We start from the raw sequence: 23,508 nt of genomic DNA, 5'->3' as shown, positions 1-23,508 counted from the left end.
CCTTCTTTGCGACAAAAATTAAGTTAAGTGTACCATAAATAAAAATGTAATAGGTTCTGAAACACTAAAGGTAGGGATATATTATGGAAAAAGAGATTTTGCAACTTTTTAGTAATCTAACAGAGCGTGACCAAGCTACTCAATATGAATCCTATGAGAAATTGCTGAAGATTATGGAAGAACCTGTAGATTGGACATATGCCGTTTGGGAACAGCTTATTCAAGCTCTTACATATAGTAATCATCATTCTCGCGCACGTGCAGCACAAATTCTATGTGCTTTAGCCGCTAAAAGTGATCCAGAGGAAAGAGTATTAGAGGATTTTTTAAAAATTTGGGCAGTGACTTATGACGATGAGACGACTACAGCGAGACTTACATTACAGGCTATTTGGAAAATTGGTCTAGCAGGGCCAGTACAAAGAGACTTAGTCGTATCATATTTAGCGAAAAGATTTCAAACATGCTTAGACGAGAAACATCCAACGCTTATTCGCTATGATATTATTGTATCTTTTAAGCAATTATATGATGCATTACATGACCCAAAGTTATTAGAAATTGCCCAGCGTTTAATTGATGAGGAACAAGAAATTCAATATAAAAAAAAATACAAGGCAGCCATCCGTTCAAAGTAATGAGATGGTTTTTTAATGTTATAAATAAACTAGGTAAATATTACTTTGTATTAATATTTCTGTATTTTCTACTTGTTCTATAATGGCGATGTGGTATGATAAAATTGTGATACATCACTTTCTAAAGAGGCGAAAAAATGAAGCGAAAATGAGGCTTGTTAATTGGTTTTACTTTTGTAGCAGGTGTAGCATTCGGCTTTAATGCAAATGATGCAGGAACCCAGCAAGAAAAAGTGTAGCATGATCAAGAGTCTTGGATTCAAACTAATGATTCTTCATCAACTGACATTGCACGTAGCGTGAAACGTCCTTCGATTTTGTCATAAATTAATCAATGATATCACTAGTGAAAAAGGAAAATTGAATTTTCTTTTTTTTTATAGTTGAATATTACTTTTTAGTAATATAAAATAAAATTAGAAAGAGCTGCCAACGTAGTAATATAGGTACTTGAACAAAATAAATATTGTTTATTTTTATAGTGTTATATTACTTTATAATAATATAAAAAGAGGCAGCCTTTTAATTTTTTTGAAAGCGAGGTGAGCAGCGATGATGTACCCACCGTCACCATCAATTCCTCAGGATATTAAACGAGGCTCAGGCATTGGAAGGTAAGATGAAAAGTAATGGCAGGATGAGGAACTGATGTATATTGGGCGTATAGAAATAAGCGTAAAATAGCATTGCTTCCGCCACCTGCCGATACATCTCATCGGAACAATGTACGTAGTAGAAAATAAGTAGCTAACTAACAACCGCTACAAAATGTATTATTTGAAGGTCTGGCTTATTGAGTCAGGCCTTAAGTTATTGGAATTTTACTAGGAAAGGCTGCTTATAGTGCATAAATCTTTGCTCTATATCATGCCTCCATGTAACAACAAAACTACTATAGAAAGAAAGGAGATTCTACATGCAACGAAAAACAAAACAAGCCCTGGCGTTTATAGCAATTATTTCCTTGTTTATGCAAACGCTATTTGGTAGTTTACCAGCCATGGCAATGGAAAATACATCTACCTTGCATATCACAATGACAACAAACGGACAGCCCTATAACGAAGGAGACACTGCCATAAGCCCTGTAGAAGTACAGGTAACAACGACCTCTGGCGATAGCGCAGGAATTGAAATTTCACAAGATGCACGCACAACATGGCAGCCCTTTGACCATACACAGCCATTGATTATCACAGAGGAAGGCGAGCATGAGATCTGGTTCCGTCTAGCAGATGTGGAGGAAAGACGTATTATCAAAATTGATTCGCGACTAGCACAACCTTTGCGAATGACAAGTGCGATTATTTATGTTACAGAAAATGGAGGTGGAAATGAAGATGGCACAAGCTGGGGAAATGCTTTTGGAGATTTGCAGCTAGCGCTTGAAGAAGCATCTAATATCGCACAACCTGTACAAATCTGGGTGGCAGCAGGCACATATAAACCGACAGAGGCAATAGATTCAAGTGACCCACGTACTGCGACCTTCCAAATGCAAAATAATGTAGCGATTTATGGTGGATTTCATGGGACAGAAGATGATTTAGCAGCGCGCGATTGGGAAAATAATGAAACGATTTTAAGCGGTGATATTGGGACAGAAGATGATAAAACCGATAATGTCTACCATGTATTTTATCATCCTGCTGGCTTGGATTTAGATGAAACAGCGATTTTAGACGGTGTAACTATTACAGGAGGGAATGCAGATGCTAAACCACTTGCTCCATTTGACCCACATAATTATGGAGGAGGCATGTACAATAATAGTAGTAGCCCGACACTAATAAATGTGACATTCAATAGTAATAAAGCAAATGCTGGGGGAGGCATATACAATTCAAGTAGTAGCCCAACGCTAACGAATGTAAAGTTCAGTAGCAACGAAGTAAATTGGCAAGGCGGCGGTATGGTCAATGAGGCTAATAGTAACCCAATACTAACAGAAGTGATATTTGATAGTAACATGGCAGAATTGGGAGGCGGTATGTCCAATGAGAAAAGTAGCCCTATATTGACGGAAGTTGAATTTAATGAAAATATAGCGGAGAGCGGAGGAGGCGGTATGTACAATGAGCCTAATAGTAGCCCAATGCTAACGAAAGTGACGTTTGAGAGTAACGAAGCAGCTTTGGGAGGCGGCATGTTTAATGGAGGTAAGAGTAGCCCAGTACTAACAGAAGTCATGTTCAGCAGCAACATGGCATTTATCGGAGGCGGAGGCATGCTTAATCTAGATAAAAGTAGCCCAACGCTAACGAAAGTGACATTTGATAGCAACATAGCAGATTTAGGATTTGGAGATATTGGATCTGGGGGCGGCATGTCTAATGAGATTAATAGTAGCCCGATGCTAGTGGAAGTGACGTTCAGTAGCAATACAGCAGCAAATGAAGGAGGCGGCATGTACAATCTGGGTAGTAGCCCAATGTTAACGAATGTGATATTCAGTAGCAACACAGCAGAATTGGGAGGCGGCATGTACAATGAGGAGTTTATCCCAGCTGATAGTAATAGCCCAATTGAGGAGAGTAGCCCAATGCTAATTAATGTCACAATGAGTGGCAATGAAACAAAATCAGCGAATAAAGGCAGTATCTATGGTGGTAATCCCAAAATATCCAATAGTATTATTGTTGGTAATAATAATGGAGAACCAGCACTTCATTCAGACGTTATAGGTACGATTGAAAATAGCTTATTGGATGTAGAGGAAAGTGGGACGGTTGTAGCGAAATTTCATGCGAATGGAGATATACAAACCGAAACATATACACCTACAGACATCTTTTTAGATCCAGCTAATCAAGACTATCGACTAAAAATAAAATCCCCAGCTATTGATAAAGGAAATACAACGACTTATAAAGACATAGAAAAAGAGCTACTAGACAGGGCTTCAACCGAGGAACTAAAGGCGATACTAAGCAGGGCACTACAGACAGACCTAGCGGAGAGACCACGTATCCAAGGAAGAGCTATTGATTTAGGCGCATATGAGGCTACTACTTATTACGTAGACTACCATCCAAATAATGCAATGAATGGTACAGTGCCAAAAGATGACCAAATATATGAAGAAAATGATGAAGTGACAGTGCAAGGCAATAGTGGTGATCTGACAAGAGTAGGCTATACATTTGCCGATTGGAACACGCAAGCAGATGGGAAAGGAACATCATACAAAGCAAATGATACGTTTCGAGTGACAACGAATACCACACTGTATGCCCAATGGATAGCGAATAACTATACAGTAACCTTTGAACCGAATGGTGGTAGTGATGTTGCCGAACAACAGGTTCCATATAATGAGAGGGTAATTGAACCACCTATGCCAAGCAAACAAGGTCATACATTTGCTGGCTGGTATAAGGATTCAAGGTTCACAATGAAATGGGATTTTACGGCAGAAGTTGTAACTGAGGCGATTACATTGTATGCCAAGTGGCAAGTCAATTCAAATCCACCACCAGCAGATGGGGGCAGTAATACGACACCTATCTCAAATGACAATTCGCCATCTGAAAAGGTAAAAATCACCTTGCATACAAATGGTGGCACAGCGATTGCACCAATTGATATTGCCTATAATACAAAAATTAGTGACTTACCTGTCCCAACAAGGGAAGGCTATCGCTTTGATGGCTGGTATCAGGATGAAGAATTAACAAAGCCATGGGCAGCGGATACGGTGCTGCGTGAAAATATTTCGCTCTATGCTAAATGGACAGCACTACCTGTGGAAGAACCTCAGCCACAGCCTGAACCTGAAGCACCAAGCCCAACTGTAACGTTTAGCGATATCCAACGCCATTGGGCACAGGAAATGATTGAGGAACTAGCGACAGAAGGCATTATTCAAGGCTTTGAGGACGGTACCTTCCGACCAAATGAATCGATCAGCCGCATGCATGTCGCCGCCTTACTCACAAGAGCATTTTCTTTTGAACAAGTAAGAGCAGGCGATGATTTCAAGGATGTTTCCTCAACACACCCTTATTATGAAGCAATTATGACCTTGCAACAGGCAGGCATTGTTGATGGAACAAATGGTGCATTCCTGCCAAACGAAAGGATGACACGCGCACAATTAGCGAAGGTGCTCGTTGGCTTAATGGGCCGAACACCGGAAGGCACAAGCTCCTTTGTGGATGTAGCGAGCACGCATTGGAGTGCAGGCTATATTGCCGTGCTAGAGCAAGAAGGCATTGCGCTTGGGGATAATGGCAATTTCCGTCCAAATGCCCCTGTGACAAGAGCACAGTTTGTGACATTTTTATACCGAGTAATGCAAACAGTAAATTTATAAGATGATGTAGCCCTTTTCAGTATTAGTTGTGTAGTTAATACTGAAGGGGGGATTTTGTTCATACTAGATATGTCCCTCGATTTGGTTATTGATTAGCCTAAATAACGTCACTAGTAAAAAAATTAAATTTTCTCTTTTTTATAGTTGAATATTACTTTTTAGTAACATAAAATAAAGTTAGAAAGAAATATCTAGCATTATTGTTATTCAATTGATTGAATAAGAGAAAAGCAGGAAAAAGAATTGCTGTAACCATATGGTAATGTAGGTGCTTGGGCAAAATAAATATTATTTATTTTTATAGCATTATATTACTTGTAGATAATATAAATTGAGGTATCTTTTTAATTTTTGGAAAGTGTGGTGAAAAGTAATGGCGGGTGGAAGGGCTGTTGCATATTGGGTGTATACACATATGCGTAAAGTAGCGCTGTATCTACCGCCTTCATACACCTTATGGAGATACTGTATGCAGGAGAAAATAAGTAGCTAAATAGTAATGGTTACAAAGCGTATTATTTTAAGGTCTGGCTTATTGAGTCAGGCCTTAAATTATAGGAATTTTACTAGGAAAGGCTGTTTACGATGCTTAAACCAGTGTATGAGTTGGAAAATGTCACTCTTTACTATAAAAAAGGTAAGTTTAAAGCAAATGATGATATTTCACTAACGATCTATCAAGGAGAAATTATTGGGATATTGGGTCCGAATGGGGCAGGGAAAACAACGTTGATTAAGCAAATGATTGGACAATTAGCGCCAACAACAGGGTCAGTGAAATTTCGAGGATATGAGGTGTCACGACATGTAAAGGATGTTATTCAACAAATTTCTTATTATTCGCAGGAGACCTTTGCCTTATCATTTTTAAAAACAAAAGAAGCTCTTTATTTTACAGGCAGACTAAAAGGGCTATCTAAAAAGGAGGCTAAGCAACAGACGGATGCTATTTTGCAACGATTAGGGATGTATGAATATAGGGATAAAATATTATCGAAGCTTTCTGGTGGGCAGCGACGGCTCATTAGCTTTGGGACAACATTGATTGGTCAGGCATCTGTAATGATTTTAGATGAACCTACAAATGAATTGGATCCATTAAAGCGAAAATTAGTATGGGATATTATTCGTGAGCTGAATCAAAAAGGCACAACGATTATTTTGGTGACCCATAATATTTTAGAAGCCGAGAAGGTTGTGCATCGTGTAGCTGTTGTAGATCATGGCAAGCTTTTAGCACTTGATCATATCGAAAATTTGAAGAAAAGAGTGGACCAAAGAATGCGTGTTGAAATTTATGCGCAGGAGGCTACAGTTCAAAAAATCCGAGATCGGCTGAAGGTTTTTGGCAATGTTGAAATGGTGGAGGATGCAAAGCTCACAATGGCACTTGAAAAAAGTGCTGTCCGTACAGTGATTGACATTATTCAGGATGAGTCTTTAAACATTGACCAATATTCATTACTACCTCCAAGCCTAGAGGATGTCTATTCAATGCTCCAAAAGCAGCGGGGAGGTGAATAGTGCATGAGAACAATGAATGTTTTTACACAATTTTTTGTTGAGTTATTTATTCTTTTTCGAATCCAAATTGCCATTGTGCGGCATCAATTGCTATGGATTATTGCGATGTCTGCCATCTTTCCAATCGTTACGTTAATTTTTATGGAATTCTTACTTGGGGAAACAAATCCAGAGCAATTGGCACGCTTAATTATTGGCAATATGATTTTTAGTATCTTACTAATGGGCATGAATATTTTAGGGCAGGATATATCCTATCAAAAATTTGGAGGCTATTTTACTTATTATTCATCACTACCCATTCGTAAGATGAACTTTATTTTATCTTTGTTATTTTACGGAATTTTAACGTCGTTGCCATCCTTTATTATTGTCTTTACTTTAGGTCAGCGAATTTATGGCGTGGATTTGCATTTTGAATGGTTACTGTTGCCAATTTCCTTCCTAGCTATTTTTAGTGTTGTTGGGATTGGTGTATTAATAGGCTTTTTATCGCCAAATCCTCAATTTACAAATGTTGTTGCACAGTTCCTCTTGATGTTTGTTACTTTTTTGACACCTGTAATGATTGAACTCAAAGACTTGCCTGTTATTCTTCAATGGATTTCCTATGTACTGCCGACAACGTATGTTGCAAATGTATTGCACAGTATGTTAACGGTTGGCTGGACGGAATCTACCTTAGGAGAGGTGCTGATTTTAATTATTTTTTCCTGTGCTTCCTATTTATTAATAAGTAAAAAAATACATTGGCGTGTGCAATAGAATAAATAATAGGAGTTTTATAGAATGAAAAATTTCGAGGATAGGCTAGATAAGTATGCTGAGCTGGTCATTAAGGTAGGTATCAATATTCAGCAAGGGCAGATATTGGTTATTTCTGCATCCATTACTGCTGCTGATTTTGTTAGAAAGGTTTGCCGCTATGCCTATCTTAATGGCGCTCATTATGTTTATGTAAAGTGGAATGATGAAAAATTATTGCGGCTTGAATGTGAGTTAATGAGTGAGCAAGGCTTAGAATATACACCTGATTGGCTTGTGAAAGGCTATGAGGAGATGGCGAATGAGGGGGCAGCTTTTCTTTATATTCTTTCTCCTCATTTACAGGATATAAAAGGGATAGATCCTGCGAGACTAGATAAAATGGAATATGCTGCGGCGATGGCTTTTCGCCCTTTTACTGAAAAATTAACGAGTATGCAGGTAAGCTGGACGGTTATTGCGCTTCCTACAGAGGCATGGGCTGCAACTATTTTTCCAAAGATGGAGCCAAATGATGGACTAGAGCGGCTATGGGAGGAATTGTTTAAAATATTGAAATTGGATAGTGAAAATCCAATCCTCGCATGGGAGCAGCATATGAAACGGTTAAATAAAAGAGCGGCATTATTAAACGATATGTATTTTCGATATTTACATTTTAAAGCTGAGGGCACGGATCTAACAATCGAGCTACCACAGCATCATCATTGGGTTCACGGGATGGAAAAAAACAACAATGGCATCCCATTTATTTGTAATATACCCACAGAAGAAATTTATACAACACCACTTAAAACGGGCGTTAATGGTGTAGTAAAAAATACGAGACCATTAGTTTATGATGGGCAAATTATTGATGACTTTACGTTTATATTTAAAGATGGAAAGATTATCGACTATACGACTAAAAACGGCTTGGACGCTTTGCAAGGTATTCTAAAGACGGATGAAGGTGCCAAATATATTGGTGAGGTTGCGTTAGTTTCCCATGATTCTGCGATCTCAGCAAGTAATTTGATGTTTTACCATGCTTTATTCGATGAAAATGCATCCTGTCATTTAGCGATTGGGCAAGGCTATATCTCAGGCTTACAGGAGGAACATAGAGCAAACGATGCCAGTAGCATTAATTCGAGTATGATTCATATTGATTTTATGATTGGCTCTGAGCATTTACATGTTAACGGGATAAGCGAGGATGGTTCGGTGAAAGCGATTTTAGTGAATGGTAAGTGGGAAACGGATTTTAATATTTAGGAGGGGTGCCTAATGGAGTGTGTGAAATGTCAGACGGAAGAGGATTATGAAAAATTCGCTATTTTCTTTTTACAAAATCGCAGGCTATTTGATGATGTATACGCTATTTTAGATGCGCTTGGTAGTTTATTTGTTATGATAGAGAAGACAAATGTGTTGCTTTTTTATAATGAGCACGAGGAAGTTAGTGCAGTTGCTAGCTATACATTAGGAGTACGAGAAAATAATTTTGAAAATCAGGAGATTATTTTTATTGATTGTGCGCTATTAAAGAAAGAATATCAAAATAGTCGCTTTTTTGTGAAGGGTTTTCTAAAAATGATAAAACATATGTTAGCAGAACATTCAGAAGTGACGGAAATTCAATTTTATGCCTATCGCCATCATAGCTATATCCATCGTCTTTACAAAAAATTTGCCACGATTATAGATGAAAGAGAGGAGATGTTTGGTACACAAGATGTTTTCTCAGTAGAAGCTCATAAATTACTAAAATTTTTAGAACGCTTTGACTAAATATACACACCAATTCCAACAATCATTTCATAGAATGATTATTGGAATTTTTTTATGAACCTTGTAATAGGAAGGGCAAACAATGGAAGGAATAAAGTTTGTTTTATAAAATAGAAATAAGTATATGCAACTATTAAAGGAGGTACCGTAAATTGGAGCATTTAGAGACAAAGGTTATTCCATTTGAAGCAGTTTATAATTTTCGAGATATGGGCGGCTATAAAGCAAGGGATGGTCGAGTGATCAAGACTGGTTTATTTTATCGTTCAGCAGCACTCGGTAAAATGACAGCGACAGATAAAAAGCTATTTGCAACATTAGGTATCAAAACGATTTTTGATTATCGTGATCCTCATGAGGTGCAAAATAACCCAAATCCAGTTTTTCCCCACACACATTATATTCAAATACCAGCAAAGGGTAAGCATACATTTGAGATGCCAACGAATACCGGTGCTAGAGATTTTTATAAGGTTATAAATGCTGATATGTTTCGAGGTTTTTATGCCCAAATGCCTTTTAACAATGCTTCATTTCAGAAATTGATGGTAACGATTCAAAATCCTGATTATTTAGGGCTTGTTCATCACTGTGCAGTTGGCAAGGATCGAACAGGTATCGGAAGCGCCCTTATTTTACTTGCTTTAGATGTGCCTGAGGAGACCATTATGGAGAACTATCTCGCTACAAATGTATGTTTACAGCCAATGATAGAGAAAATGGCGCAAACTATTCAACATCAATATAATGATCGAGAGTTACAGCAATTTTATGCATTAATGTCTGCTCGTGAGGAGTATTTACAAGCGGCATTAGATGCAATTGACAAGCAATATGGTTCAAAGGCTACCTATTTAGAGCAGGAGTTTGGTCTAACTACTGAAAAGCGTGCACAGTTGCAATCTTACTGTTTAAACTAACTTAAAGCCCTTTCACTAATGATGTGAGAGGGATTTTTGTATGTTCAATAAAAAAACCTTTACAGCTTAAAATTTTGTGATAAGATACAATAGATTTTTAACAAACTATAGGAGAAGTGACTGGATTGGCGACTACATTGAAAACAGCGAATAAGTTGAGTTTATTTCATTTAACATGGCCTATTTTCCTAGAGGTCTTTTTATTTATGTTAATGGGACTAGCTGATACTTTTATGCTTAGTGCTTTATCAGATAATGCTGTATCGGGCGTTGGTGCAGCCAATCAATACATCCATATCGCTATTTTAATTCTTGAAGTGGTAGGGAATGGCGCGTCTATTGTTGTTTCACAATATTTAGGCTCGAGACGTTTTTTTGAGGCAGCAAAAATTTCAGCATTAGCCGTAACGTTGAACTTAGCTCTTGGGTTTTTAATGAGTCTAATGTTCCTCATGTTTGCTAGTCGTTTAATGACGATGATGAATTTACAGGGCGAGGTACTACAGTATGCACAAAGCTATTTGGTTATTATTGGTAGCTTTATTTTTTTACAAGCCATTATTAATGCACTTGCAGCGATTATTCGTGTACATGGTTGGACGAAACAAACAATGTATGTATCGCTTGGTATGAATATACTGCATGTGGTGCTAAATTATGGCCTTATTTTTGGGAATTTCGGCTTGCCAGAGCTAGGTGTACAGGGGGCAGCAATTTCTTCTGTTATTAGCCGTGGGGTAGCAGTAGTGGTGTTTTTCTGGCTGCTGTATCAAGCTTTGGAAGTACGCATCAAGCTACGTTATTATTTTGAATACTCCAAGGAATATGTACGAAAAATATTAAATATTGGCTTGCCCTCTGCCTTTGAGCAAGTGCTTTATCAATTTTGTCAAATCATCTTTTTATACTATGCAACGTATTTAGGGGCAGAAACGCTAGCAGCTCGTCAGTACGCGATGAATATTTCCATGTTTACCTATTTATTTGCAATTGCTATTGGTACAGGGACGGCAATTATTATTGGGCGCTCTGTTGGTGCAGGGAAAAAGGAAGAGGCTTATCAACAGCTATGGCTAAGTGTGCGTACAGCCTTTGCCTTTACCATTATCATGGTAACGCTTGTAACGCTTTTCCGAAAGCAGCTTATGCATATTTTTACGGATAATCCTGAGGTTATCGCGATTGGCGCCTCTGTTTTAGTGTTAAGTGTTGTGCTTGAAACAGGGCGTACAATGAATATTGTTATTATTAACTCTTTACGCGCTTCAGGCGATGCAAGATTTCCAGTGAAAATTGGCTTTCTATCTATGCTTTGCATAAGTGTTCCGCTTGGCTATTTCCTTGTCTTTGTACTGGATTTTGGCTTGGTAGGTATTTGGCTAGCTATTTCAGCGGATGAATGGCTACGCGCATTTCTTGTATACTTTAGATGGAAAAGCCGCAAATGGGAGCGGTTTGCACTTGTTTCACCTAATGAACAGAAGGAGGTATAGGTATGAGAGCACTTTCTAAACGTGCGCTAGGAGCAGCATTAATGGAGCAGCATATTGCTTTTTTTGCCTGTCCCATTTGTCAAAGTTCTATGCATGTCTATGAGCAGGATAGACTTGTCTGTGTCGCTAATCATTCTTTTGATATTGCCAAGCAAGGTTATGTCAATATGCTAACGCATGGTGCTACTTCGAAATACAGTAAGAGCTTATTTGAATCTCGTAAGGCTGTAATTGATAGCGGTATTTATGATGTGATAGAGGCCAAAATTGCTGAACGTGTTGTGTCTGCAAATACTGTGCTTGATACTGGCTGCGGAGAGGGCTCGCATTTAGCCCGTATTATGGCTGAAAAAAGTAAGGGTATTGGTTTTGGCATTGATATTGCCAAAGAGGGTATTGTAGCTGCCGCTCGCCATTATCCCCAGCAAATTTGGTGTGTAGGTGATTTAGCGAAAAGCCCATTTGCCCCCTCAAGCTTTGACGCGATTTTAAATATTTTATCACCTGCCAATTATGATGAATTTAAACGACTTCTCGCCCCAAATGGCTGTGTCATCAAAGTTGTACCACAGAGCGGCTATTTACAAGAGCTTCGTGCTCAATTGTATGCTGATTCTAGCAAGGAGACGTATTCCAATGAACAAATTGTTGCCCGTTTTAGAGACGGCTTTCATAAAGTTGATGTAGAGCGTATCACCTATACAGTGCCGCTTGCGAAGGAGCTTGTGGCAGCATTACTGGAAATGACACCAATGGGCTGGCATAAAAAAGTTAATACAGATATCCTATTAAATGAAATTACGATTGATGTAGAGATATTGATAGGGGAAGCTTAAGCATGATATCTGCGATTGCAGTATATTGGTCTTTTCGATTACAATGATGGTAGTAACTATTGAATAAGGTAGGAATGTAACGGTGTATAAATTCGCAGCAAATGTTGTCAAAGTACTATTAAAACTAATGGGCTCAAAGGCTCGTGTATATGGAGAAGAAAACTTGCCGAAGGATGGTGGGTTTATTGTCGCTTGTACACATACAGGCTATGTTGATATTTTAAACCTTGGGGTAGCCATGTATCCAAGAGAAGTTCACTTTATGGCGAAGAAGCAATTATTTGATATGAAGGGTCTTGGCTGGCTGGTTAAGCATTTAAATGCCTTTCCGGTAGACCGCGATAATCCAGGCCCAAGCGTTATTAAAATACCTTCACAGCTATTAAAAGAAGGGAAAATTGTAGGAATCTTCCCTTCTGGCACACGCAATGCAGAAGGAACAGATTTAAAGCAAGGGGCGATTACCATTGCCCAATTAGCAAAAGCGCAGATTGTGCCCGCAGCTTATGTAGGTGCACGTAATGCTGGAGATGTGCTAAAGCGTGGGAAAGGTTATTTAATCTATGGAGAGCCGTTTTATGTAACAGGGAAAGGCAAGGAGGGCCGTGAGCAATTTACACAGCATCTTGAACATCAGCTATCGGCTTTAACAGAAGAATTACAACAGCGTATTGCAGCAAAATAAGAAAATTGGCACTCAGAATCAATTTGATTTTGAGTGCTTTGTCATAGGAGGATAATAATATGATTCGAGTGCTTTTTGTATGTTTAGGCAATATCTGTCGCTCGCCAATGGCAGAGGCAGTTATGCGTGACTTGGTAAAAAAAGAGCGTTTGGAGGATAAAATTGAAGTGGACTCTGCCGCAACAAGTGCATGGCATATAGGTGAACCACCTCATAAAGGGACACAGGAGAAGCTAAGAGAATTTGGTATTTCTACAAAGGGCATGCAAGGACGACAATTGCAAAAGGCTGATTTGGAGACGTTCACATATATTATTGGTATGGATGACAGTAATATTCGCAATATCCGAACAATGCTGGGCAACCCTGACTCAGCAAAGATTTTTCGTTTTTTAGATTTAACAGAGCATCGCAAGGACGTTCCTGATCCTTACTACACAGGAAATTTTCAAGAAACCTATGACCTAGTTTTGGAGGGCTGTCAGGCATTATTGGCAAAAATTAAACAAGAACAGCTTATAAGCTAATTTTTCAGAAATTATTGCCTTACACATCGCTCTATCTAGCTTTGCAGGCATCATTGTGTTATTATTTGCAGAGTAAAGATACGATAAGTATTTAATTACCATTTTCAGATATGCAAGGGCATATCTATAATTTTGATCAATTTATTCTTTGAAAGAGAGTGGAAACAATGGGTCGTAAGTGGAATAATATTAAAGAAAAGAAAGCGTCTAAAGATCAAAGCACAAGCCGTGTTTATGCCAAATTTGGGCGTGAAATTTATGTGGCAGCTAAATCAGGCGAACCAGATCCAGAGTCAAACCGTGCATTAAAAGTAGTACTTGAGCGTGCAAAAACATACAGTGTTCCTAAACATATTATAGAAAAAGCAATTGATAAGGCTAAAGGTGGCGGCGATGAAAGCTTTGATGAATTACGCTACGAGGGCTTTGGACCTGCCGGCACAATGATTATCGTGGATGCTCTAACAAACAATGTGAATCGTACAGCATCTGATGTTCGTGCAGCATTTGGTAAAAATAATGGCAATATGGGTGTAAGTGGCTCTGTAGCCTATATGTTCGACTCAACTGCTGTTATTGGCTTAGAGGGTAAAACAGCTGATGAGGTTTTAGAGATTTTAATGGATGCAGATATTGATGCTCGTGATATTTTAGAAGAAGAGGAAACGGTTATTATTTATGCAGAACCAGACCAATTCTTTGCAGCACAAGAAGCACTAAAGGCAGCAGGTGTTGAAGAATTTACAGTAGCAGAGCTATCCATGCTACCACAAACAGAAGTAACCTTAACTGGTGACGATGTAACAAAGTTTGAAAAATTAATTGATGCGTTAGAAGATTTAGAGGATGTACAAAACGTTTTCCATAATGCAGATCTAGGTGAATAAACCTTTACGAATAAAGGAACCAGTAGCTATTATATGGCTACTGGTTTTTTGTTAGGGAAACAGTAGATGGGCAAGCCAGTCTTATTTATTAATCGTTATTTGAGTAACACTATCATCATAGTTTTTTGTCCAATGAGATGAAAAATAGTACAATAGGTAATGATAAAATAAGAATGTTTTAAAGGAGGAAAGTATGAGGATAAGTAAGTTGAGTAATAAAATTGTGTTAATGTCCCTTGTGATGTTAGTAGCTTTGTTAGCCTTTTTTATTATCATGGCGATTTATACAGCAAAATCTTCTGTGAATAAGACAATGGGGATACAGGCAGTTGTGGTAGCTGAGAATATTGCAAAGTATTTAGATACAGATGAGTATGTTCAGCTTTCCAAAGAACCAGCAGAGTCGGAGTTATATTGGCAATTGCGAGAGGAACTGAATGAACTGCGGGAAATGAATGGTGTTCTCTATGCTTATACTTTCGCAGTACCACAGGAGGATAAAAAGGTTCGATTTTTAGTAGATGGTATGCCTGCGGATGATGTAGAAAATGCTGGAGCTATAGGGGAGGAGTCATCTTCTACGACCTATAAAGATATTGAAAAAGTAATGAATGATGGCAGTTATTATAGTGAGATTTTGCATAGTGATTTTGGCGATTATATATCGGGTACTGTGCCGCTTAGGGATATGTCTGGTAATATTGTTGCTTTTATAGGTGTAGATATTGAGGCAACAGAGGTAAGTTTTGTGGCGAGTGATGTATTAACCTCTATTTTACCTACATTAATTGCAGTGATATTAATTTTAATAAGCATTATTATGTTTATTATGTATAGTTACATAAATCGAGCTTTAAAGCCATTAACGAATTTAGGAGCAGTAGCTGAAAGCTTTGCACAAGGAGATATTGCGAAGGCAACAAGGGAAGTTGAAATGATTCAACTGAAAGGAAACAATGAAATTACCGTTTTTGCCGAAGCCTTTAAAAAGTCATTGCAAAAATTAAAAGAAACATTCCAAACGATTCAGCAGAAAGCCGAAGCTTTACAACATGTTATTCACAAAATAGATACAACGACACATAATGTAGAAGCCTCCAATTCTCAAATTGCTGATCGTATTATTGAAATTGCTGCTGGTAGTGAACAGCAACAGCAAAGCAATCAAGAGGTTGTCTTAACGATGAATGAAATGTCAATTGGTATTCAACGTTTAGCGGATACAACATCTGACATTGCCGAATCCTCCTCAATGATGACAGATTTAGTAGAAACAAGCTTTGGTCATTCCAAAAAGGTTGTCTCACAAATTCAAAATGTAGAGTCTTCTGTCTTCCGTACTGCCAATCATGTAGAAGAGATGGGCGAAAAATTTCGATCTATCGAGGATATGGTAACTATTATTACAAGCATTGCAGAGCAAACGAATTTATTGGCACTTAACGCAGCAATCGAAGCAGCAAGAGCTGGGGAAGCGGGTAAGGGCTTTGCTGTAGTAGCAGATGAAGTGCGTAAACTTGCGGAAATGTCGAAAGCATCTGCAGATAAGATACACCTGCAATTGGCAAGCTTTAAGAATATTACAGATCGAGCATTGCAGGAAATGTCTAGTAGTACGAAGGATGTTCAGGCGGGCAATCGAGCAGTACAGCACATTGGTGAAAGCTTAGAGCAAATACTGCAATCTGTCATTGAGGTCAACAATAAAATTCAGGATGATTCAGCGGTCATTGAAGAGATGTCAGCGGGCTCTGAGGAAGTATTAGCGACTACAGAACAGATGAGTAATATTGCACAGCGTAGTGCACAAGGTACAAAGGAAGTAGCAACAGCCTCAGATTTACAAGTAGCCATGGTTTCTGAATTAAATGAAGTAGTAGTCATTTTAGATCAAACATCCCAAGAAGTGATGAAAGTGATAAATACATTTAAACTAAACTAATGAATGTTTACATTAAAAAAGCCGAACTTTTTTTGAAACACTTTACCTTTTAGCGTTTCAAAAAAGTTCGGTTTTTCTATGCATGAAAAGCCATTATTATAGGCTTTTCCTCAAAGCTGAGTAAGTGAATTTCTTACTAAAGTTATGAATCCTTCTATATAGAGTTGATCCATATTAAGGGAATTAAGAAAATAATTTGTGCTTTACCCATTGAGAAAACTTTCAAACCATAACATAATAGAAATTAATATATTGTTGAACGAAGAAAATAGGGGGAGGTACATATATGAAGTTTTTACGTTCAATCCAGGGGAAACTCATTATTATTTCATTAGCACTATTAATTATACCAAGCTTGATTATTGGTATAGTGAGTTATGGTAAAGCAAAGAATGGTATGGAAGAAATCGGGAAACAAGTCATTCATAACAGTGTTGAATCAGCATTGCAATTAATTGAATTGGCAAATGAAAGTGTTGAAAGGGGCGATATCTCTTTAGAGGAGGCACAGGAGCGAGTACGTGAAGCGTTTCTTGGTCCTAAAGATAACGAAGGTAAAAGACCTATTAATTATCCTGGCGATTTGGGCGAATATGGCTATATTTATGTGTTAGATGATAAGGGGACATTAACAACACACCCTACTCGTGAAGGAGATAATCTTTGGGAGGATCAGGATAGCAGTGGCAAGTACTTTATTCGAGAGGTAACGGAAAAGGCGCTTGATGGTGGCGGTTTTACAGAGTATGAATTTGAGCTACCGGGTCAGGATGTGCTAGCGGATAAAATTATTTATTCGGCAAAAGATCCATATTGGGGATGGATTGTTGCATCAGGTACATATATGCAAGATTTTAATGAAGAAGCAAATTCTTTATTATTTGTTATTGGTCTCACATTGGTTGGAGCGATCATTGTTGGTACGATCATTGTTATTTTAGTGTCAAGGCATTTAGCTTTGCCAGTGCTAAAGTTATCAAAGCGTGTACGTGAAGTAGCAAAGGGGAATTTAACGGTAGAAATCGAGTATTTACAGCGTTCAGATGAAATTGGACAGTTAAATGATGGCTTTAACGAAATGGTTAATCAACTGAAAACACTGATTTCGGATGTGGAGGAAGCCATTGTAGAAATCCAGTCCACATCAACGAATTTAACGGCAGTCGCGGAAGAAACAAATGCCTATGGTGATGAAATTGTCAAAGCAATCAATGAAGTATCAAAAGGTGCGGTAAAGCAAGCATCTGATGCGGAGGATACGAATCGAATAGCAATTGATTTTGCTCAGCAAATTGAATTATTGCATGATAAAAATGAATTAATGTACGATGCCTCACAGCATATGCGAAAGTCAAATGAAGAAGGGCTTATGAATATAGATAGCTTAAAAGCGAAATCGCAAGAATCTTCTACACTTATTGAAAATATACAAACTGTATTCGGTAGTTTAATTGTCAAGGTGAGAGAGATAGAAGGCATTGTTGGCACAATTACGGAAATCTCTGATCAAACAAATCTACTGGCACTAAATGCGTCTATTGAAGCGGCACGAGCTGGTGAACATGGGAAAGGGTTTGCGGTTGTAGCAGAGGAGGTACGTAAGCTTGCCGATCAAACATCAGCTGCCACAGAGCTTGTTCACACTACGTTAAAGGGCATTGAAAGTGAGACAAACTTAGTGAATGATGAAATGCAGAAAACACATGTTATTGTGCGTCAACAAAACGATTCTGTTGTGATTACAGAATCATCCTTTAAAGAAATCAAGTTGGCTGTGGAAAAAATTATTTCTATTATTGGAGAAATGACAAATGGGGTAGAGCATTTGAATAGCTCCAAAAATCATATCATTCAATCCATTGAAAGTATCGCTACAATTAGTGAGAAAAACGCTGCTTCTTCTGAGGAAGTAACAGCTTCTGTGGACGAGCAGCAACGAGCAATTCAATTGGTGAGCGAGTCCTCTAATGATTTAACAGATGAAATAGTGGCCCTCCAGGAGTCTATTAAGCGCTTTGTATTAAGATAATTTAAAGTGATTACCTGATTTAATTTACCTTGAATTACCAAAAAATATAGTTTAATAGCAAAAGGATGCTTGTACACAAAGCATCCTTTTGTTTTTATAAACGTTAATAAAAGGTAAGGGAGGGGTAGTTTGTGAAAAAATGGGTGATTAGCGTAAGTGTTCTACTGGTGGGGGCAGGAACGCTACTTTATATGTGGCTAGGGGAAGAAATCGAGCGACAGGCTACATCAAATGCAGATGGTTCAGCAGACTATATGATTATATTAGGGGCTAAAGTAAAGCCTGGCGGTGTGCCCTCGCTGTCATTAAAAAGCCGTTTAGAGGTAGCTGTTCAATATTTGATGAACTATCCACATGTGAAGGTTGTTGTTTCAGGTGGGCAAGGGCCAGATGAAGATCGTACAGAGGCATCTGTTATGCAGGAATACCTTGAACAAAATGGGATAGAGACAACGAGAATAATTGTGGAGGATCAATCTACATCTACTTTTGAAAACTTAGCATTTTCTAAAGAACTATTACCAAAAGAAACGAAGAAAATTACGATTGTTTCGAATGACTTCCATCTCAAACGTGCAACATACCTAGCCCAATCATTAGATTTCGAGGTAGATGCTGTAGCAGCCGAAACACCGAAATCGGTAGAGTCTAAATTAAGGCTCAGAGAAAGGGCTGCTTTATTAAAAACATACATTGTGGGCTATTAAACAAGGAAGTAGCTGAACGTCGATTGAAGTAAAATAAGCCTATGGACGTAATTACCCTGAGACATAATTGGTTAATAATAAAATTTTGGCATATAATAGAAATGTTACGAGTTATATGACAAGAAAGAAGGGAACTTATGAAAACATTTAAAGACTATGAATATAGCCGTCCAAATATTGAAGCGATGAAGGAGCAGCAATTAGCTTTAATTGAAGGATTTAAAAATGCTCAGACGATGGACGAGCAAAGCCGTATTATTGCAAGCTTAAATGCTATAAGCAATGACTTTGCCACAATGGCTAATTTAGTATATATTCGTGCTTCCATTGATACAAATGATGAATTTTATCAAACAGAGCGTGATTATTTTGATGAAGTGGGCCCACAGCTTGAAGAAGTGACCACAGAATATTATAAAGCACTTATTGTCTCACCTTTTCGAGAGCAATTAGAAGAAAAATGGGGGCAGCAGCTATTCGATTTAGCAACCTATCAAATTAAAGGCTTTGCGCCAGAAGTGATTGATTTAATGCAAAAGGAGAATAGGCTTGTTTCTGAGTACAATAAGCTTGTTGCTTCTGCACAAATTGAATTTAATGGCGAGACTTTAACGCTAGCACAGCTTGGTCCATTTGCGGAATCAACTAATCGAACTACACGTAAGGCAGCAACGGATGCTCGTTTTGGATTTTTTGCTGAACATGAAGAGGAATTCGATCGTTTATATGATGAGCTTGTAAAGGTGCGCCATGAAATTGCTAAGAAACTAGGCTACAACAATTATGTGGAATTGGGTTATATTCGCATGAATCGTATCGACTATAATGCGAGGATGGTGAAAAAGTTCCGCGATCAAGTGCGTGAGTTAATTGTTCCTGTAGCGACTAAGCTATATCAGCGTCAGGCAAAGCGTATTGGTATTGAAGATTTTAAGTTTTATGATGAGGCATTCAACTTTTTATCAGGCAATGCTACGCCAAAAGGTGATGCAGAGTGGATTGTAGCAAACGGTAAAAAAATGTATGAGGAGCTATCACCTGAAACAGGAGAATTCTTTAATTTTATGATTGACCATGAATTAATGGATTTAGTGGCGAAGAAAGGGAAAGAAAGCGGTGGTTATTGTACGTTTATTGAAAATTATCATTCTCCGTTTATCTTCTCGAATTTTAACGGTACATCAGGCGATATTGATGTGTTAACACATGAAGCTGGACATGCGTTCCAAGTTTATTCAAGCCGTGATATTGGTATTCCTGAGTATTTATGGCCAACCTATGAATCCTGTGAGATTCATTCGATGAGTATGGAGTTTTTCACTTGGCCATGGATGGAGCTGTTCTTTAAAGAGGATACAGAAAAATATAAATTTACACATTTAAGCAGTAGCTTATTATTTTTACCCTATGGTGTGGCAGTCGATGAATTCCAGCATGTGATTTATGAAAATCCAACGATGACACCAGCTGAGCGTAAGGCAGCATGGAAAAAGATTGAGGAAACATATTTACCACATCGCGACTACGATCATAATAGCTATTTGGAAGCTGGGGGAATTTGGCAACGTCAAGGACATATTTACGCAAGTCCATTCTATTATATTGATTACACACTAGCACAAATCTGTGCATTCCAGTTCTGGAAACGTTCACGTGAAGAGTTTGAGGCTGCTTGGAAAGATTATCTTCATCTATGTCGTTTAGGTGGCTCTATGTCCTTTACAAAGCTTGTGAAGGAGGCAGGACTAATTTCTCCATTTGAGGATGGCTGTGTTGAATCGGTAATTGATGAAATTGAGGCATACTTAAATTCAGTAGATGATATGTCTCTATAATTGATTATTAAAATTCGCAATACTTCCACGATATAAAAACTGTGGAAGTAAGCGGATTTTTTAGTTTGTTCACTATTCATAACTTTATTTTGACAATAAATACTAGGATACTTGCGAAATGGATAATATATCAGTAGTATTTTCAGTAACTGTGATAAAGTGAACCTTCAATCCGTGAGGGGAATTTTCTTCATCCTTCATGGATTGTTAGTTTTACCAATCGGGTTTTTTAGAGTTTGTAACCTGATGTTATGCTTTTGGTACAAAAAAGGTTGTTAATATGGAATAAAAGGAAGTGAATAAAAGTGACGAGGAAGGTTTGGTTTCAAGTTGGTGTAGGAATACTACTTGCACTATTAATTATTAAATATTTTATAGAGATTCATTGGATTTTTTCACCACTTGTCATTATATTAAAAGCTATTTTTGTGCCTTTACTACTTGGTGGTGTCCTTTATTATGTGACTGAGCCGATTCAGAGATTTTTAGAAAAACGTAGATTTCCTAGATGGGGAAGTATATTGACGATTGTGTTTGGGCTAATAGCGATTGCAGGAATTTTTGGCTGGATTATTGGGAATCCGATTGCCGAGCAGGTCAATAAGTTAGTGAAGAATGCCCCTATGATTAGTACGAGTATTAGTACAAGCATCCAGCAGCTAACAGACTATGTAACGCAAAATAAAGATAACTTCCCACAGCAATTAAATGATGTTATTGAAAAAATGGCGAATTCTGTACAGGATATCGCAGTAGTAGCAAGTAAAGGGTTTGTGTCCTTTTTACAATCGATTGTGTCTGTATCATTATTAGCCATCTTAATTCCATTCTTCTTTATTTTTATGCTGAAGGATCATGAGAAGTTTGCGCCATCCATCTATAAGTATTTCAGTGGTGAACGTCAGCAATGGGTAAAGAAAACGTTAAGTGAAATTGATGATGTATTACGTACTTATATTCAGGGCCAACTGCAAATTAGTTTTTTATTAGCACTTATCATGTATGTAGGCTATTTAATTATCGGATTGGAATATTCGTTATTGCTAGTGATTTTTGCATTCTTTATGAATATGATTCCATTTATTGGGCCTTGGATTGCCTTTGCGCCAGCTCTGATTGTGGCAGTTATTCAAGATCCGATTTTAGTGGTGTGGGTATCCGTTGTGACGCTAGTTGCTCAGCAAATAGACAGCAACTTTATCACCCCTAATGTCATGGGGAAATCACTTGATATCCATCCACTTACCGTTATTACAATTATTTTAGCAGCAGGTAATATAGCAGGTTTTGTTGGTATCATTATCGCTGTGCCATTTTATGCAGTATTAAAGGTGATCGTATCCAATATTTATGATCAACGTAATGCGATTAAGAAAAAAGCGACGAAGTCAGTATAGGAGTCGAAATAATGGAACAAGAAATTGTAAAGGTATTTAATGAGCAACATGAGCAAATTGGTACAGCTACGAGGGCTGAAGTCCATGAGAAAGGGCTTTGGCATGAGACTTTTCATTGCTGGCTTGTAAACGAGGACTATATTTATTTTCAAGTACGCAGCTCACAGAAAAAGGATTATCCAGGGTTACTCGATATTACAGCAGCAGGGCATCTTTTAGCGATTGAGACTGTAGAGTCAGGTATTCGAGAAGTAAAAGAAGAATTGGGACTCAATATTGATGTCCATGAGGTAGTCAAAATGGGCATGACCTCTTGTAGTATCGTTTCTGAAAATATGATCGACAATGAATTTTGCCATGTCTACATATATCCTTTCAAGCATGATTGGGATTCCTTTGCTTTGCAGTATGAGGAAGTATCAGGTGTAGTAAGAGCGAGGCTAAATGAGGCAGAGGCTTTCTTCTTGGGAGAAACGATGACACTTAATATTGAAGGGTATGAATATTTCCCTGATGGTCAACGCGTGAAAATTGTCAGACCTGTTAGCACAGCACAATTTGTTCCTTATCGGGAATTGTATGTTGCACAGGTGATAAAATTTACACGCGAAAAAATATTTAATCAAACATCATAAGTTTAAATAGGATAAGCTATAACGCTTGTCCTATTTTCTTGAGCAAAAATGATTTAGAAACGACACGATACAATAGGGAAAAATGAGTTATACTGTTAGATAGATTGTAAAGAAAAGGAGCATTTTTTATATGCTAACATTTGAACAAAAACAAGCGATTATTGAATCGTTTTCTGAGCTAACAAAAAAGGAAATTTCTTTAAAGCGCTTAAATTATCACTATATGGACAGTCTTTATGAAAAGACAATTGTCGTTGAAAAGCTACACCCAAATGGCAATGGCTTTGTCTTTGTTGGAGATTTATTACGCTATGAGAACGAGGCTAATGATAAAGGATTAGTCAATATTCGTGATTATGATGAACAACAACTTCGTGAAATTATTGAAGACGCTATCCAATATTTATCTGAAGAAGTAGAAGAGCAGGAGCCGATTGTAGAGATTTGGCATAGCCGAGATGGTAGTCAATTACAGCTAGCTTTTGAGCAGCGTTCTTGGAATGTATATCATGGGGACAATCTTGAAGAGGCATTTGGTACGTATGAGGCAGCAAAGGAATATTTACTAGAAGAAGGCTTTCGTACAAAGAAATAAGAAAT

The 23,508-nt window shown here is 37.8% G+C and carries 19 protein-coding genes; all 19 read left to right on the top strand.

Going from position 1 to position 23,508, the window contains the following annotated elements; all coding sequences use genetic code 11:
- Nucleotides 1–83 precede the first annotated feature (83 nt).
- Entirely contained in the window at nt 84–638 is a 555-nt protein-coding gene (locus tag MHB44_RS21200; protein ID WP_341300766.1) for a hypothetical protein, read from the top strand.
- A gap of 916 nt (nt 639–1,554) precedes the next feature.
- Complete coding sequence (locus MHB44_RS21195) at nt 1,555–4,953, top strand: InlB B-repeat-containing protein (protein ID WP_341300765.1); 3,399 nt, start codon at nt 1,555–1,557, stop codon at nt 4,951–4,953.
- Between the two features lie 585 nt (nt 4,954–5,538).
- A complete protein-coding gene (locus MHB44_RS21190; RefSeq protein WP_341300764.1) occupies nt 5,539–6,477 on the top strand; it encodes an ABC transporter ATP-binding protein in 939 nt (312 codons plus the stop codon).
- Between the two features lie 3 nt (nt 6,478–6,480).
- Complete coding sequence (locus MHB44_RS21185; protein WP_341300763.1) at nt 6,481–7,242, top strand: ABC transporter permease; 762 nt, start codon at nt 6,481–6,483, stop codon at nt 7,240–7,242.
- Nucleotides 7,243–7,266: 24 nt separating this feature from the next.
- Nucleotides 7,267–8,499, top strand: coding sequence for an aminopeptidase (locus tag MHB44_RS21180; RefSeq protein WP_341300762.1), 1,233 nt, complete (start codon nt 7,267–7,269; stop codon nt 8,497–8,499).
- Between the two features lie 12 nt (nt 8,500–8,511).
- Nucleotides 8,512–9,015, top strand: a complete 504-nt coding sequence (locus MHB44_RS21175; protein WP_053996882.1) for a hypothetical protein — start codon at nt 8,512–8,514, stop codon at nt 9,013–9,015.
- A gap of 152 nt (nt 9,016–9,167) precedes the next feature.
- Complete coding sequence (locus tag MHB44_RS21170; RefSeq protein ID WP_341300761.1) at nt 9,168–9,935, top strand: tyrosine-protein phosphatase; 768 nt, start codon at nt 9,168–9,170, stop codon at nt 9,933–9,935.
- 125 nt (nt 9,936–10,060) lie between these two features.
- Nucleotides 10,061–11,428, top strand: coding sequence for an MATE family efflux transporter (locus tag MHB44_RS21165; protein WP_341300760.1), 1,368 nt, complete (start codon nt 10,061–10,063; stop codon nt 11,426–11,428).
- A 2-nt stretch (nt 11,429–11,430) separates the two neighbouring features.
- On the top strand, nt 11,431–12,264 hold the full coding sequence (locus MHB44_RS21160) for a putative RNA methyltransferase (protein ID WP_341300759.1): 834 nt from the start codon (nt 11,431–11,433) through the stop codon (nt 12,262–12,264).
- A gap of 82 nt (nt 12,265–12,346) precedes the next feature.
- A complete protein-coding gene (locus MHB44_RS21155) occupies nt 12,347–12,949 on the top strand; it encodes a 1-acyl-sn-glycerol-3-phosphate acyltransferase (RefSeq protein WP_341300758.1) in 603 nt (200 codons plus the stop codon).
- Nucleotides 12,950–13,008: 59 nt separating this feature from the next.
- A complete protein-coding gene (locus MHB44_RS21150) occupies nt 13,009–13,476 on the top strand; it encodes a low molecular weight protein-tyrosine-phosphatase (RefSeq protein ID WP_341300757.1) in 468 nt (155 codons plus the stop codon).
- 167 nt (nt 13,477–13,643) lie between these two features.
- The gene (locus MHB44_RS21145) at nt 13,644–14,363 is read left to right on the top strand and encodes a YebC/PmpR family DNA-binding transcriptional regulator (protein ID WP_341300756.1); all 720 of its coding nucleotides are present in this window, start codon (nt 13,644–13,646) and stop codon (nt 14,361–14,363) included.
- A gap of 193 nt (nt 14,364–14,556) precedes the next feature.
- The gene (locus MHB44_RS21140) at nt 14,557–16,305 is read left to right on the top strand and encodes a methyl-accepting chemotaxis protein (protein ID WP_341300755.1); all 1,749 of its coding nucleotides are present in this window, start codon (nt 14,557–14,559) and stop codon (nt 16,303–16,305) included.
- Between the two features lie 286 nt (nt 16,306–16,591).
- Entirely contained in the window at nt 16,592–18,334 is a 1,743-nt protein-coding gene (locus tag MHB44_RS21135) for a methyl-accepting chemotaxis protein (protein WP_341300754.1), read from the top strand.
- Nucleotides 18,335–18,465: 131 nt separating this feature from the next.
- On the top strand, nt 18,466–19,041 hold the full coding sequence (locus tag MHB44_RS21130) for a YdcF family protein (protein ID WP_341300753.1): 576 nt from the start codon (nt 18,466–18,468) through the stop codon (nt 19,039–19,041).
- 137 nt (nt 19,042–19,178) lie between these two features.
- Nucleotides 19,179–20,876, top strand: a complete 1,698-nt coding sequence (locus MHB44_RS21125; RefSeq protein ID WP_341300752.1) for a M3 family oligoendopeptidase — start codon at nt 19,179–19,181, stop codon at nt 20,874–20,876.
- A gap of 305 nt (nt 20,877–21,181) precedes the next feature.
- Complete coding sequence (locus MHB44_RS21120; RefSeq protein WP_341300751.1) at nt 21,182–22,273, top strand: AI-2E family transporter; 1,092 nt, start codon at nt 21,182–21,184, stop codon at nt 22,271–22,273.
- An 11-nt stretch (nt 22,274–22,284) separates the two neighbouring features.
- A complete protein-coding gene (locus MHB44_RS21115; protein ID WP_341300750.1) occupies nt 22,285–22,908 on the top strand; it encodes an NUDIX domain-containing protein in 624 nt (207 codons plus the stop codon).
- Between the two features lie 130 nt (nt 22,909–23,038).
- Nucleotides 23,039–23,503, top strand: coding sequence for a hypothetical protein (locus tag MHB44_RS21110; protein ID WP_004231915.1), 465 nt, complete (start codon nt 23,039–23,041; stop codon nt 23,501–23,503).
- Nucleotides 23,504–23,508 lie beyond the last annotated feature (5 nt).

The organism is Lysinibacillus sp. FSL H8-0500, assembly GCF_038051955.1.
Classification (GTDB): domain Bacteria; phylum Bacillota; class Bacilli; order Bacillales_A; family Planococcaceae; genus Lysinibacillus; species Lysinibacillus macroides.
Note: the sequence above shows the minus strand (reverse complement) of the source record. Positions and strands in the feature narration are given on the sequence as shown.